Below are 13,505 nucleotides of genomic sequence, written 5' to 3'. Positions count from 1 at the left end.
CGGCGTCAATTGTGACGGAGAACGCAAGGCCTTTTCTTATGATTAACGGCGTTTTCTTGTGAACGAAACGATCAAGGATAATGCCCCGAGCACAACAGCTACAATGGAAAGGTACAGTGGTGTTTTGGAGCTGGAACTGCCGCTTTCAGCAGGAGCTTGGCCAGCAACGACGTTCCCGTGGCTGTCCGTAATAGCGCCGGCTTTGGCTTTCACCGTCGTAACGGAGGCAGGCTTGTCTGAGCCGTCTGCGCCGACCCATTCCACGACGCTGCCGTCTTTGTAAGTTTGGTAAGCTTTCCAAACGATTTGAGTAGCCGTGTCCGCTACTTTGCCCTGCATATTGAAATCACCGAACTCCGTGCTCGCGAGTCCGTCTCCGCTTGCTTTCCAGGTAACGCCGGTAATTTTACCAGCGGAATCCTTGGCGACTTCATATGTCCAGCCGGCTTTTGGCTCAAAGCGGGAAACGGCAACGGAGTCCATCGGGAACTTCACTTCCACTTTCACAGTAGGAATATCTTTCTCGGATGGGACACGAACCGTAAACATCTCGTAGCTGCCTTGTGTAGCTTCTTTGGGATAAACCGTTACGTGAGCGCTAGCGACGCCAGCGATTAGCAGCATGGAACCGATCAGCAGGATACTTGCGTTTAACATCAATTTTTTAAACATGGAACATTTTCCCCTTTCGAATCAACTCTTCTCATGTTGTCCATGTTACCTGTTTGGTAAGCATCTGAGTATGACTCTAGTGGGCTATTTTTTCGACTAGTTTTGTCCTTTTCGTGTCAAGCCGTGTTTGATGGCGAATCCGGTTAGCTGCACCCGGTTCTCAAGCCCGAGCTTAACCAATATATTTTTCATATGATTTTTGACGGTATGCTCCGAAATGAGCAGTTTCTCGGCAATCTGCCGATTGTTGTCTCCCTGGGCGACATAGGCGGTGATTTCCTGCTCCCGAGAGGTTAGCATGCTCGGTGTTGGACCTTCCGCCGAATTCCCTACCGGTGCACGAAACCGTTGAAAAAGCTTGTCCGCCATCCCCCGGGCGGCATCGGAATTGTCGTCCAGTAAGGCGCGAAGATAGGTAAGCCATTCATCTGGATCCATATTTTTGAGCAAATAGCCCTGGGCACCGAACTGCAGGGCCGTGAAGAGGTCGGCCACATCGTCGGAAACCGTCAGCATGACGATTCGGATCGTCCCATATGCTTGTTTGATGCGCCGTGTAGCTTCAAGTCCATCCATAGGAGACATGTGAATATCCATCAATACCACATCGGGCGCGACCTCACCACACTGCACAATCGCAGCTTCACCGCTGCTGGCTTCACCCACAATTTCAAAGTCGGCATCAGGCTCCAGCATGCTGCGGATCGCTTTTCGCGCCAAAGGATGATCATCTACAATAAGTACACGGAAGGGTTGCGTGGATGTCAAAATCAGTTCCTCCTATCTGCGGCTTGCACAGTGAGTTCGGTCCCGGCCGTGTCTCCGCTTCCTGTTGCTGCTTGTGCTTCGCCTGTACCTCTTGCCTTAAGTTCGAAAGTGGCTCCTAAATCAGATGCTCGTTTCTGCATCAGCTCAATGCCATATTTCTTGCCTGCTGCTTCAGCATGCTGAAGTCCACGGCCATTATCCGTAATATGCAGCTTCCAGGCATCTGGCTGAGCTTCCAACAAGATTGTCGCTTCCGTTGCCATGGAGTGCTTGCGAATGTTCGTGAAGGCCTCCTGGATGATGCCGAAAAGCTGTACCTCCTCTGTGGGAGTGAAGCTGTTTTCATCAATCTCCAGCTCCTCCTGCAGTTCAATGCCTGTCACCATCCGCCAATCGTGCAGAAATTTATGGATACGCTGCTCAAGGCCAGTCCCTTCTTCAGGAGGCGTGCGAAGATTAAAAATCGCCTGCCGGAGCGAGTTGTCGATTTCCGATACGGCAGCTTTGGCTTCCTCCAAATCACCTTGCTTTAATTTGACGTTGAGGAAAAAAAGCGTCTGAGCCAAGTCGTCATGCAGCTCTCTGGCGAGACGTTCCCGCTCTTCGTAGACGGCTCTGCGGGCTTCGCCCATGGTAAGCTGCTCATTGCTGCGTTCAATGCTTTGAAACATCCACGAGGCAAAGAGGTACGAGAGCAGCAGCGTAATAACGGTAATGGAGAAGTTGCCGGCTTCCATCGTTAAGTAATTTAATAGGAATTCATGGCGTATATATTCAAAGCCGCCTATGATGACCACAGGTACGAAAATGGTAAAAAGTTTAAAAAGACGAAGAGACATCAGTTCATTTCCACTCCTTACATAGCTCATTATTTGGAACGGATACTATTATATCAAATAAATGTTAGAGATCTTCACAATAAATTAGGCAAAATGCTTCTCAAGTCGTGCACACGTGTGCTACATTGTAAATAAATCGTAGCACGAATGGAAAGGGTGTGTGTATACCACATGTGGAAATCACTGCTGGAGCAGCGGAAAAGCTGGGGCGGATACATAGGTTTTATCTTGCTTCTCCATGTATTAGGCCTTATTGGACTTTATTCGGTGGCCAAATCGTCTCCTGCTTTTTGGGGGATCGGACTACTTGCCTATACGCTGGGCATGCGGCATGCCTTTGACGTCGATCATATCGCGGCCATTGACAATACCGTGCGTAAGCTTGTTCAACAGAAACGCAACCCGTTAGGCGTCGGTTTTTATTTCTCGTTAGGCCATTCTTCTGTCGTCTTCCTCATGTCGATTGTGACCGCTTTTTCGGTGACATGGGCGGAGCGTGAGCTTCCTTGGATGCAGCGTTTCGGAGGCGTCATCGGCGCTTCGGTATCCGGGCTTTTCCTGGTTATCATTGGTGTTATTAACTTGATTATTCTAATAAGCTTATATAAGCTATTCGTCAAATTTCGCGGCGGCCAGCAGGATGACAATGAGTTTGAAGAGCTGTTGGAATCCCGTGGATTTATTGCCCGCATGATCAAACCTTTGTTCTCCTTCATCAGCAAAAGCTGGCATGTGTATCCGCTAGGTTTTCTCTTTGGTCTGGGCTTCGATACGGCTAGTGAAATTGCGCTGTTAGCCATTTCTGCCCATGCAGCCAAAGATGCCATTCCCTTCATCGGCGTCATTTCGCTCCCGCTGCTATTTGCAGCAGGCATGAGTTTATTTGACACAGCTGACGGGATGTTCATGACGAAAGCCTACAAGTGGGCTTTCCATACGCCCGTGCGCAAGCTTTATTACAATTTGACTGTAACCGCTCTGGCCGTCATTGCCGCTTTGATTATCGGTGTCATTGAGTTGGGGCAGGTGCTCTCGGAAGAGTTCGGCATGGAAGGCACCTTCTGGACTTGGCTGCAGGATATTGATTTCGGCACCTTGGGATTTATCCTCGTCGCCCTGTTCGTCATTGCGTGGATCGTCTCCATTGCGGTATGGAAAGGGATGAAAATCGAGGAGCGCTGGCGTGCTAAAGTATAGTTCGAAAGTTTGAGAGATAAGCCATTATGACTAGCCTCGGATCAAATTCCGGGGCTCTTTTGTTGTCATGGTGAACAATGGAATATGAATATTTTCTAAAGGTTATCATAGAAAGAAGGATTTTGACGAAATTCGTTGAATTAGTTTGGTCTGATCTTTGATACCATTTAAAGAAAGTAGGACTTATATGATTGAGTTTAAACATATTTCCAAGGTGTATCCTAACGGAACTGTGGGTCTGAACGACATTAATTTGACGATTAACCCGGGAGAGTTTATTGTCATCGTTGGCCTCTCAGGCGCAGGGAAATCTACTTTATTGCGTTCAATCAATCGCTTGCATGAGACGACAGACGGAGAAATTCTGATAGATGGCAAATCGATCACTAAAGCAAATGGTTCGGAATTACGCCGGATGCGCAGAGATATCGGGATGATCTTCCAAACCTTCAATCTCGTTAAGCGTTCTACAGTTCTTCGCAACGTATTATCTGGTCGCGTAGGCTACCACTCCACATTGCGCACCGTCCTTGGTTTGTTCCCTAAACATGATATCGAGCTTTCCCTGAAAGCACTGGAAAGAGTGAATATTCGGGAGAAGGCTTATTCACGCGCAGATGAATTGTCCGGTGGTCAGCAGCAGCGTGTTTCCATTGCGAGGGCGCTTGCCCAAGAAGCCAAAATTATTTTGGCGGATGAGCCTGTAGCCTCCTTGGATCCTTTAACAACGAGGCAGGTTATGGATGACCTGAAACGCATTAACACGGAACTAGGTATCACAACGGTTGTTAACTTGCACTTTATTGATCTTGCACGTGAATACGCAACGCGGATTATCGGGCTTCGTGCAGGGAAAGTCGTATATGACGGACCTGTTGCAGAAGCGACAGATGAGGTATTCTCCGAAATTTATGGCCGTGCCATTAAGAAAGATGAGCTGTTGGGGGTGCAGGAGGGATGAGTGTGACGTCTGTCAAAAGACCTCCTCGAACGAAGATATATCTCACAGCCATCATCATGATTTTGTTCCTGATCGGAAGCATCTATCAGACGGACGCGACACTCTCGAAGCTGGTTACCGGAACACCGGAAATCCTCAAATTTATTGGAGAAATGTTTCCGCCGGATTGGGCGTTTTTCGCTGATATTTGGAAGCCGATGGCACAAACCATCCAAATGTCCATTATCGGTACAACCATAGGAGCTCTTTTTGCTTATCCCATGGCGCTTCTTGCAGCACGTAACGTAACAACGGCGCCGTGGCTTTTTTATCCGGCCAGGCTGATCATGAACCTGCTTCGCACGATTCCGGATCTGCTGTACGCTGCCTTGTTTGCGGTGTTGGTAGGTTTTGGCCCGACAGCAGGTACGCTCGCGCTCATTTTCTTCACATTCGGTATTTTGTCTAAGCTTTCCTATGAATCGACGGAAGCGATTGATCCAGGCCCTCTGGAAGCGATGACAGCCGTTGGCGCCAATAAACTGAAGCTGATTCGTTTCGGTGTTCTTCCACAGGTCGCACCTACGTATCTCGCTCATTTCCTGTATACATTTGAAGTCAGTATCCGTGCCTCCGCTATCCTGGGTTTGGTTGGAGCCGGCGGTATCGGTTTGCTGCTCAAAAACACGCTGGATCTGTTCCGTTATGATCAGTCCTGTGCGATTGTCATTTACACGTTGATTGTTGTAGTCATTATTGACCTGGTAAGCACCCGGTTCCGTTCCTACCTGTTGAAGGGCAGCGCGAAGCCAATGTCACAATCACGTGCGCTTACTTACAAAGTCGTAGGATGGGTCGCTGTTATTGCTTTGTTCATCTGGTCGTTGACAGGTCTGGAGTTAACAGGATTTCAACCAACGACATGGATTCTGACGAAAGCAATGATTACCGGCTTGTTTCATCCGGATTGGGCGTATGTCTATATTCCGGAAGGCGAGGATTTACTTCGTTCTTTGCTTGAAACGTTATCGATTTCCTATTTGGGGAACTTCGTTTCGGCGATTGTCTGTTTGCCGTTTGCCTTCTGGGCTGCAGCGAATATGAGCCGATACCGCGCCGTCTCGGGAACCGGCAAATTGTTCTTGAGTATCGTTCGTACGATTCCTGAAATTATCATGGCTTTGATCTTTATCAAAGCTGTAGGACCTAATGCATATGCCGGGGTAATGGCCTTAGGATTGCACTCCGTAGGGATGCTAGGGAAGCTCTATGCCGAAGCCATTGAAAATATGGATATGGGGCCAACAGAGGCGATGAATGCCGTTGGCGCTAACATTTGGCAGCGGATGGCCTTTGCCGTCATTCCTCAAGTCATCCCTGATTTCATCTCGTATACGTTATATCGTTTCGAGATCAACGTTCGTTCAGCAACCCTGCTTGGCGTCATTGGTGCCGGAGGGATCGGTACGCCGCTTATTTTCGCGCTGAATGCGAGACAGTGGCCGCGTGTAGGGATCATCCTGATCGGGATTATCATTACCGTCTCTGTCATTGATTACATTTCAGGATCGCTTCGTAAACGCATCGTATAAAGCAACAGACGCCGCTAGCTGCGGCGTCTGTTTTGTTATGCACGTTGTATTATGTATGTCTATTACACTTGATTTGAAAGTCTCTCGCGGGTAACTAAACGAAGGGAACCGCGGCTAAGTTTTGATAATCCGGCTGAGCTGTTTGTCGGTTCCAGGACTTCAATCTGTTCGATTAGCTCCAGGGGAATCATGATGTTTCTTATTTTCAACAGTTGGAAGGCTGAATAATAATGCGTAATAACTCCTCTAATTTCGTCGTTGCCGCACCGGATGGAGACTTCATTTTTACTGCTAATAAGCTTTTCGAACATTCCATTTTCACCCCACTATGATATATGACAAGTTCAGGTAAACGTTTGTCATGCAAAAGTAAAAAAAAATTTACCGGACGTGCCACATCCATAGTATGCAAGCGTGGAAATGCGTAGAATTGAAAAAAAAGAGGCTCTCCCTCCGTCAATGGATGACTTTGGGACAGACTCTTGATTTAGATCGGCTTATTTCAAGCCCATTTCTTTGTTCGCATCACGAACGATGTTGAAATCTTCATCTTTAGCTACAACATAACCTTTATGTGTGTAAACATCAAAAATGATTTTTTGGCCTTCTGGATCAGTACCAAGTGCCAGGAAAGCGTCTTGGATTTTCTTTTTCCATGCTGCATCCATATCGGAGCGAACAGCGATAGTATCGTTAGGGATTTTGTCGGAGAATGCTAGAACTTTCGTTTGTTTGAAAATGTCTGGGTAATCTTTGATCATGTTCGTACGAATGTCTTGGAATACGCCGACAGCATCAACTTGACCGTTAAGAAGCGCGATAACCGCTTTGTCATGTCCTTGGAATTGTACGCCTGTTACATCTTTCACTGGATCAACGCCAGCTTTTTTCAACAACAGACCTGGGTAAACGTAACCAGCTGCGGAAGTAACACCTTGCCAGCCCATTTTCTTGCCTTTCAAATCAGCAACCGATTTGATTGGGGAATCTGCTTTCACAAGGATTTCGGATTTGTAGAAATTCACGAGTTCAGTCGTTGGTTGGCCAGTTGCATCGTCAACGCCAAAACGTGTCGCTTGGGCAAGCAGATCAGCCGCTTTGCGGTTATCATGGGCAACAACGTAGTTGCTCGGAGGCAGGAAGCCAACGTCAACTTGTTTGGAAGCCATAGCTTCGATTACAACGTTATAGTCAGTTGAAACGGATACTTTAACCGGGATACCCAGCTTGTCCCCGAGAAGTTTTTCAAGTGGTTTTGCTTTCGCTTCAAGCGTCTCTGCATTTTGGGAAGGAACGAATTGAACTTTAAGTTCTTTTGGAACAAAACCTGTAGCTGCAGCTGGGCTAGCGGAAGCTGCCGGAGAAGCACTCGCTGCTGCACCAGCTGAAGCTGATGGAGCCGGTGTTTCTTTCTTTGCGCAGCCAGCAAGCAGGCCTGTTGCAACAACCATCATGGAAAGGGTAATCACTGTTAATTTTTTCATTACTTTTTTGACCTCCGTTTAAATTTATTTGCTATTTATCTAAGATGTAATATAACATTAACATAAAGGATATGGAAGATAGTGTGAAGTATTTGTTAAACTGCCAATTGTTATGTACGTATTTACAAAATAAAAAGTTGTGGAGTGGGGAACTTGACTCAACCTGGTAAGGTGCAGAAAAGTGCAGTAACCATACTGGAAACAAGCGATTTACATGGCAATATGCTGCCTTTGCATTACGCCAATAACTTGCCCAATGATGTGGGTTTAGCCAAAATAGCGGCATTGGTAGCAGCTGGGCGGAAAAAGGAAGCTAGTGTGATCGTCATCGACAACGGGGATCTTATTCAAGGCACTCCGCTTGCCTATCATCACGCTAGATTGGATAACGAGCCGATGGATCCGATGGTGATCGGACTTAATTATATTGGCTATGATGCTGCTGTAATCGGGAATCATGAGTTTAATTATGGTCTTGATGTACTTGGTAAAGCGGTCAAGGAATCCGAGTTCCCGTGGCTGTGCGCAAGTATTGTAGACGCAGCAAGCGGAGAGCCATTCTTAGGGAAACCATATATCATCAAGGAACTTCCTGAAGGTGTTCGCATCGGTATTCTGGGATTGACGACACCGTATATTCCAAATTGGGAAAATCCCGCACACATCGCGGGTTTGCAGTTTGTGGATGCTGTAGAAGCAGCTCACAAATGGGTGAGAGTGCTTAAGGAAGAAGAGCATGTGGATGTTGTAATCGTCTCTTATCATGGAGGCTTTGAAAGACATCTGGAGACAGGGGAACCAACGGAACCTTTGACAGGCGAAAATCAGGGCTATCAGCTTTGTATGGAGGTTGAAGGGTTGGATGTGCTTCTGACCGGGCATCAGCACCGGAGCATTGCAGGGCAAAGCATCAATGGTGTCCTTGTTGTTCAACCGGGAACGGCTGGCGTTACGCTTGGGAAAGTGAAGCTGGAGCTTTCGATGGTGGAAGGCAAATGGCGGATCGATACCAAGACATCAGAGCTGCTCTCCGTAATGGGTGTTGAAGCAGACAAGAAGCTTTTAGAACTTGTAGATACCCATGAAGCAAAAACGCAAGAGTGGCTGGATCAACCTATCGGCAAGCTCACGGGCGATATGCTCGTGAAAGATCCCATGCAGACACGCTTAAAAGACAGCGCACTGATCGAATTCATCAATCGGGTACAGATGGAGCTATCCGGAGCGTCCATTTCGAATACAGCGTTGTTTGATAATGTATCGCCGGGTTTTCCTTCCGATATTACGATGAGGGACATCGTATCCAACTACATTTACCCGAACACGTTGAAAGTGATTCGGATTTCCGGGCAAGACATCAAGGACGCCTTGGAGCAGTCTGCGGAATATTTCGAACTGACACCCGATGGCGAAGTTCAGGTCAGCAGCAAGTTTAGAGAGCCGAAGCCGCAGCATTACAACTATGATATGTGGGAAGGCATTACGTATAAATTGAACATCTCACGCCCGATTGGAGAGCGTGTCGTACAGCTCGATTACAACGGGCAGCCGCTGAACCTTGACGCATCCTACGATGTAGTGATGAACAATTACAGGGCTGCAGGCGGAGGCAACTATGCCATGTTCCAGGATAAGCCGGTCATTAAGGATATTCCGACGGATGTTGCGGAGCTTCTTGCCGGGTATATTATGGAGCGGGGTACGATTGAAGCCAGTGTGAATGGGAATTGGGAAGTCATCTGGGATACAGAGTAGAAATGAAAAAGGCGGTGCAGGAAAAAACCTGTGCCGTCTTTTTTTCTTTCCACATAAGAATCAAGGCAACGTCATCATTTTTGTAAAATCCTACCTATGCGAACTTGGGGGGATTCGATATGATTAGCATAGCACATAAATAAAGGAGGTTTCTTGAGTGAACACCGCAATCACAATTGAATTATGGCCCGGAGCATCCAAGGATAGCATCGGTGAGGAAAACCAAGGATGCCCGAGCTTGACTTTGTATCCTGTAGCAAGCGAAGGCTTGAGCTCTGCCGTTATAGTATGTCCCGGAGGCGGCTACGGTAGGCGTGCGCCCCATGAAGGCGAGCCTGTCGCAGAGTGGCTCAATGGACTTGGGATTTCAGCCTTTGTTTTAAACTACCGGGTAGCTCCATATGAACATCCAATTCCGCTCCAAGATGCCCAAAGAGCGATTCGAACGGTAAGACACCATGCGCAGCAATGGGGGGTTGATCCGAATCGGCTAGGGATTCTTGGATTCTCTGCAGGTGGTCACCTGGCTTCCTCAGCGGGTACACTATTTGATGCTGGAAACCAAGACGCAGATGATCCTATCGAGAGACAAAGCAGCCGTCCGGACGCTTTAATTCTTTGTTATCCCGTCATATCCTTCGATGAGTTTGGACATGTGGGTTCCAAAAGGAATCTGTTAGGCGAGGCACCGGATGAAAAGCTGGTTACTTTGTTATCCACAGAGAAACAAGTATCGTCGGATACACCGCCAACTTTTCTCTGGCATACTGCAGACGATGCCGCCGTTCCCGTAGAGAACAGCTTGCTTTTTGCCGGGGCGCTTAGCCGTCATAAAGTGCCGTACGATCTGCATGTTTTTGAGAGCGGACGGCACGGTATTGGCATGGCGACGGATCATGACGAAGCCTATATGTGGCCTGAACTTTGCGCAAACTGGTTGAAAAAGCAGAAATTTGCATGACGAAGCTCCATTACGAATGGCATCACCTTGGGGATTCGGCCATCGTACTTACGCTTGGCACGAGCATTGAGCTGTCAACGCTAGATCTGGTGCGGCAAGTGACTGCCTATCTGGAGAAGCACCCTTTCGCAGGTTTTATAGAAATGGTGCCCGCTTATACGACGATTACGATTTATTATGATCCGGTCGTGGTATATGAGCATTTCTCAGAAGCGGAGGTTCACCGCAAACATGTGCATCCTGCCGGAGAGAACTATATGCTTCCTTGCGACAAAGTTCTTCAACACATCGGGCGGTGCTTGGACAGTTTTGAGTTCACGAACGAGCAGCAGTCACCCCAGACCGAGAAACTTATTGAAATTCCTGTTTGTTACGGTGGGGAATATGGTCCTGATCTTGCGGAGGTAGCGGCTTATCACAGTTTGACAGCGGAAGAAATCGTCGCCCTGCATACTGCACAAATCTATCCGGTCTATATGATTGGTTTTGCACCGGGTTTCCCATATTTGGGCGGAATGGATGAGCGGTTGGTTACACCTAGAAAAGCAGTACCCCGACCCCGTATTCCAGCCGGATCGGTAGGAATTGGCGGCGCACAAACAGGCATTTATCCATTTGAAACGCCAGGCGGGTGGAACCTGATCGGTCGGACCCCGCTTGCTTTATTTCAGCCGCAATCCACTCCCCCGTCTCTATTGCAGGTAGGGGACCGGGTGAAATTCGTCGCCATCACGCCGGAGCAGTTCCATTTTACCGCTGAAAGGAACCTGGGACATGGGCTTTAAAATCATCAAGCCGGGAATGTTATCGATCCTGCAGGATCAAGGGCGTTATGGATACCGTAAATTTGGCGTCATTGCATCGGGTCCTATGGACTTTTTTGCCCACCAAGCGGCTAACATTCTTGTAGGGAATACCGCCGATGCCGCCGTATTAGAAATGACCTTGAACGGACCAAGCATGGTCGCGCAATCAGATATGCTGATAGCCTTGTGTGGAGCTGATCTCGAGGCGGATGTGGAAGGCAGAAGAGTGCCGTTATGGCGATCTTTTTTCATCCAAAAAGGGGAACAACTGGGCTTTCGCTATGCGGTGAAGGGCTGTAGAGCTTATTTAGCCGTCCATGGGGGCTTTGCAGCGAATGCCAGCATGGGAAGCACAAGCACTTATCTGCGGGCAGGGATCGGCGGGCATGAAGGCAGAGCACTTCAAGCGGGAGATGAACTAAAGCTAAGCAATGCGGGGAAGGCAACCGTGAACATCAACAACTGGTCTGTTTCCGGTGCGGTCACTCCTTTTATTCGACCGAAGTACGAAGACAATCCGGTCGTGGGCATTGTATGGGGCAAGGAAGCGGACCATTTTGCAAAATCGGTCAGAGCGAAGTTTCTGGCACGAAGCTTCACGGTTACCCCACAATCGGACCGGATGGGATATCGGCTGGAAGGGAACCCTCTTTCGTTGAAACGAGGGATTTCCCATGAGATGATTTCGGAAGCCGTTGTCCCAGGCACGATTCAGGTGCCGCCGAGCGGTCAGCCCATTCTTTTGCTTTCCGACTGCCAGACAACAGGCGGCTATCCGCGCATTGCCCATGTCATTACGGCTCATCTGCCGCTAATCGCTCAAGTGAAGCCAGGGGGCAAATTGCGTTTCCGTGAGGTTAGTTTGAGGGAAGCCCAGGAGCAGCTTTTGTTGCAGGCTATGGATATGCGGTTGCTGGAAGCCGGCGTGCAGGCTTGGTTTAGGGATCATGGGTGATTTGAAAAGTGCAGCTAAGAACTTATGAAAAAGCAATGGAGTTAAGAAAGGTGATGGAAGAGTGAGTGGGCTGCGTATAGATTTAAATTGTGATATGGGTGAAGCCTTCGGCGCTTATCGCCTCGGGCGGGACGAGGAGCTGCTGGACTTCGTCAGCTCCGCCAACATCGCCTGCGGGTTCCACGCAGGCGATCCTGCCACCATGCGTAGCACTGTGCAGCTGTGCTTGCGCAAAGGCGTGGCGATCGGGGCCCATCCGGGCCTCCCCGATCTGCAGGGCTTTGGCCGGCGCGAGATAGCCGTCACGCCGGCTGAGGCTTACGAGCTGACGTTGTATCAGCTCGGGGCGCTGCAGGCGTTCGTCCACGCCGAAGGCGGGCGCCTGCAGCACGTCAAGCCGCATGGCGCGCTCTATCACATGGCGGCGAAACGCCATGATCTCGCCGCGGCCATTGCGGCTGCGACGCTCAGCGTCAGTGCGGAGCTGACGCTGCTTGGACCGCCCGCCAGCGAACTGCTGCGGGCGGGTGCCGCCGCGGGGCTGCGAACCGCGAGCGAAGCTTTCGCGGACCGCACCTACCGGCGGGACGGCACGCTGACGCCCCGGGATCAGCCCGGGGCGCTGCTGGAGAGCGCCGCGGATGCAGCGGCGCAGGTCGTGCGCCTCGTCCGCGAGGGGAAGGTCCTCTCCCAAGAGGGAGAGGATCTGAGCATGCGCGCGGACACGATCTGTATCCACGGCGACGGTGCTCACGCCGTGGAGTTTGCGCGCGATATCTGCGCGCTGCTGAACCGCAGCGGAATCGCGGTGACGGCGCTGGGGCAATAAGCCATGTTTCTAGCGGACTGAGATGCCGCTATTCTGCCACTTTTAGGATGAAAATTGGATCTAACGGACTCAGTTGCCGTTATTTACCTGAAAGTTACCGATATCCACCCTAAAATCAGCAGATAGCGGCTATACAGTCTTTTACTCCTTGCTCATACAGCAAAAACACTTATAATAGCGGCAATCAGGTCCGTTAGCCTCTACGGAAGCACTCGATGCCAACCACCCAGTCCCTGCACCCCGTCACCTCCTTTCAGCCACACATTCCTTCCCTTCCTTCCCAGCACCCACCACACGTCTTCCCTCCTTCAAATGCCATCCAGTCCCTGCACCTACATACTCTTCACATCCAGCCCTGCAATCCTTCAAATGCCATCAAGTCTCTGCACCTACCACACTCTTCGCACCCAGCCCTAGCCCCACCAACTCCCACCACCATCCTTCAATTCAATCCCAGACACCCGCCTAGGAAAGAATCCTTATAACGATTCTTTCACTTGAGAATGGGGTAGGATTATGAGTAAATAGAGAAGTAGCCGGCCAGCTAATAACTTCGGAAAGGAGTGATCAAGGTGATTACAACAAAAGCGGAGGTGATCTCTGCGTAAGCAGAGGTCATCGTTACAACCGGGGGCCCTCTGGGCTCCCGCATATTCTTTAACTTACGAGTAGACAGCGAGAAGCTTTTTACATATAATGAGAATTGT

The 13,505-nt window shown here is 49.4% G+C and carries 13 protein-coding genes; 8 read left to right on the top strand and 5 right to left on the bottom strand.

Annotation, left to right across the window (positions count from 1 at the left end; translation table 11 throughout):
• Positions 1–42: 42 nt before the first annotated feature.
• The 3 genes from ACUN27_RS31460 to ACUN27_RS31450 form a co-directional block, all read right to left on the bottom strand.
• Complete coding sequence (locus tag ACUN27_RS31460; RefSeq protein ID WP_315953297.1) at positions 43–672, bottom strand: YcnI family copper-binding membrane protein; 630 nt, start codon at positions 670–672, stop codon at positions 43–45.
• Between the two features lie 96 nt (positions 673–768).
• Positions 769–1,440, bottom strand: a complete 672-nt coding sequence (locus ACUN27_RS31455) for a response regulator transcription factor (RefSeq protein WP_315953298.1) — start codon at positions 1,438–1,440, stop codon at positions 769–771.
• A gap of 2 nt (positions 1,441–1,442) precedes the next feature.
• On the bottom strand, positions 1,443–2,279 hold the full coding sequence (locus ACUN27_RS31450) for a sensor histidine kinase (protein WP_315953299.1): 837 nt from the start codon (positions 2,277–2,279) through the stop codon (positions 1,443–1,445).
• Between the two features lie 171 nt (positions 2,280–2,450).
• Here ACUN27_RS31450 and ACUN27_RS31445 point away from each other — a divergent pair, with 171 nt between their 5' ends.
• The 3 genes from ACUN27_RS31445 to phnE all read left to right on the top strand — a co-directional run bounded on the left by ACUN27_RS31445 (position 2,451) and on the right by phnE (position 6,008).
• Positions 2,451–3,476: a HoxN/HupN/NixA family nickel/cobalt transporter gene (locus ACUN27_RS31445; protein ID WP_326061497.1), complete on the top strand. Its 1,026-nt coding sequence runs from the start codon at positions 2,451–2,453 to the stop codon at positions 3,474–3,476.
• 187 nt (positions 3,477–3,663) lie between these two features.
• Entirely contained in the window at positions 3,664–4,437 is a 774-nt protein-coding gene (phnC, locus tag ACUN27_RS31440; protein ID WP_315953301.1) for a phosphonate ABC transporter ATP-binding protein, read from the top strand.
• Entirely contained in the window at positions 4,434–6,008 is a 1,575-nt protein-coding gene (gene phnE, locus ACUN27_RS31435; protein ID WP_315953302.1) for a phosphonate ABC transporter, permease protein PhnE, read from the top strand. The genes phnC and phnE overlap by 4 nt, the downstream gene beginning before the upstream one ends.
• A 62-nt stretch (positions 6,009–6,070) precedes the next feature.
• Here the strand turns inward: phnE and ACUN27_RS31430 are convergent, their stop codons facing one another.
• Together ACUN27_RS31430 and ACUN27_RS31425 are read right to left on the bottom strand one after the other, a co-directional pair.
• On the bottom strand, positions 6,071–6,319 hold the full coding sequence (locus ACUN27_RS31430; protein ID WP_326062482.1) for a hypothetical protein: 249 nt from the start codon (positions 6,317–6,319) through the stop codon (positions 6,071–6,073).
• Between the two features lie 186 nt (positions 6,320–6,505).
• Complete coding sequence (locus tag ACUN27_RS31425) at positions 6,506–7,492, bottom strand: phosphate/phosphite/phosphonate ABC transporter substrate-binding protein (protein ID WP_315953304.1); 987 nt, start codon at positions 7,490–7,492, stop codon at positions 6,506–6,508.
• A 153-nt stretch (positions 7,493–7,645) separates the two neighbouring features.
• On the opposite strand from ACUN27_RS31425, the gene ACUN27_RS31420 reads away from it, so the two are divergent.
• The 5 genes from ACUN27_RS31420 (at position 7,646) to ACUN27_RS31400 (ending at position 12,798) form a co-directional block, all read left to right on the top strand.
• Complete coding sequence (locus tag ACUN27_RS31420) at positions 7,646–9,247, top strand: bifunctional metallophosphatase/5'-nucleotidase (protein ID WP_445560214.1); 1,602 nt, start codon at positions 7,646–7,648, stop codon at positions 9,245–9,247.
• Between the two features lie 157 nt (positions 9,248–9,404).
• Positions 9,405–10,208: an alpha/beta hydrolase gene (locus ACUN27_RS31415; protein ID WP_315953306.1), complete on the top strand. Its 804-nt coding sequence runs from the start codon at positions 9,405–9,407 to the stop codon at positions 10,206–10,208.
• Positions 10,205–10,993, top strand: coding sequence for a 5-oxoprolinase subunit PxpB (gene pxpB / locus ACUN27_RS31410; protein ID WP_445560213.1), 789 nt, complete (start codon positions 10,205–10,207; stop codon positions 10,991–10,993). Before ACUN27_RS31415 ends, pxpB begins: the two co-directional genes overlap by 4 nt.
• Positions 10,983–11,969 carry a 5-oxoprolinase subunit C family protein gene (locus ACUN27_RS31405; RefSeq protein WP_445560212.1) on the top strand — a complete coding sequence of 329 codons (987 nt, stop codon included), beginning with the start codon at positions 10,983–10,985 and terminating at the stop codon, positions 11,967–11,969. The genes pxpB and ACUN27_RS31405 overlap by 11 nt, the downstream gene beginning before the upstream one ends.
• Positions 11,970–12,039: 70 nt before the next feature.
• On the top strand, positions 12,040–12,798 hold the full coding sequence (locus ACUN27_RS31400; protein WP_445560685.1) for a LamB/YcsF family protein: 759 nt from the start codon (positions 12,040–12,042) through the stop codon (positions 12,796–12,798).
• Positions 12,799–13,505: the final 707 nt, after the last annotated feature.

It is taken from the genome of Paenibacillus sp. WC2504 (genome assembly GCF_052682475.1).
Note: the sequence above shows the minus strand (reverse complement) of the source record. Positions and strands in the feature narration are given on the sequence as shown.

Coding starts and splice junctions, on each gene's coding strand:
- phnE (WP_315953302.1), top strand. CDS start 4,434: ATGAGTGTGACGTCTGTCAAAAGACCTCCTCGAACGAAGATATATCTC.
- ACUN27_RS31445 (WP_326061497.1), top strand. CDS start 2,451: ATGTGGAAATCACTGCTGGAGCAGCGGAAAAGCTGGGGCGGATACATA.
- ACUN27_RS31425 (WP_315953304.1), bottom strand. CDS start 7,492: ATGAAAAAATTAACAGTGATTACCCTTTCCATGATGGTTGTTGCAACA.
- pxpB (WP_445560213.1), top strand. CDS start 10,205: ATGACGAAGCTCCATTACGAATGGCATCACCTTGGGGATTCGGCCATC.
- ACUN27_RS31405 (WP_445560212.1), top strand. CDS start 10,983: ATGGGCTTTAAAATCATCAAGCCGGGAATGTTATCGATCCTGCAGGAT.
- phnC (WP_315953301.1), top strand. CDS start 3,664: ATGATTGAGTTTAAACATATTTCCAAGGTGTATCCTAACGGAACTGTG.
- ACUN27_RS31430 (WP_326062482.1), bottom strand. CDS start 6,319: ATGTTCGAAAAGCTTATTAGCAGTAAAAATGAAGTCTCCATCCGGTGC.
- ACUN27_RS31460 (WP_315953297.1), bottom strand. CDS start 672: ATGTTTAAAAAATTGATGTTAAACGCAAGTATCCTGCTGATCGGTTCC.
- ACUN27_RS31450 (WP_315953299.1), bottom strand. CDS start 2,279: ATGTCTCTTCGTCTTTTTAAACTTTTTACCATTTTCGTACCTGTGGTC.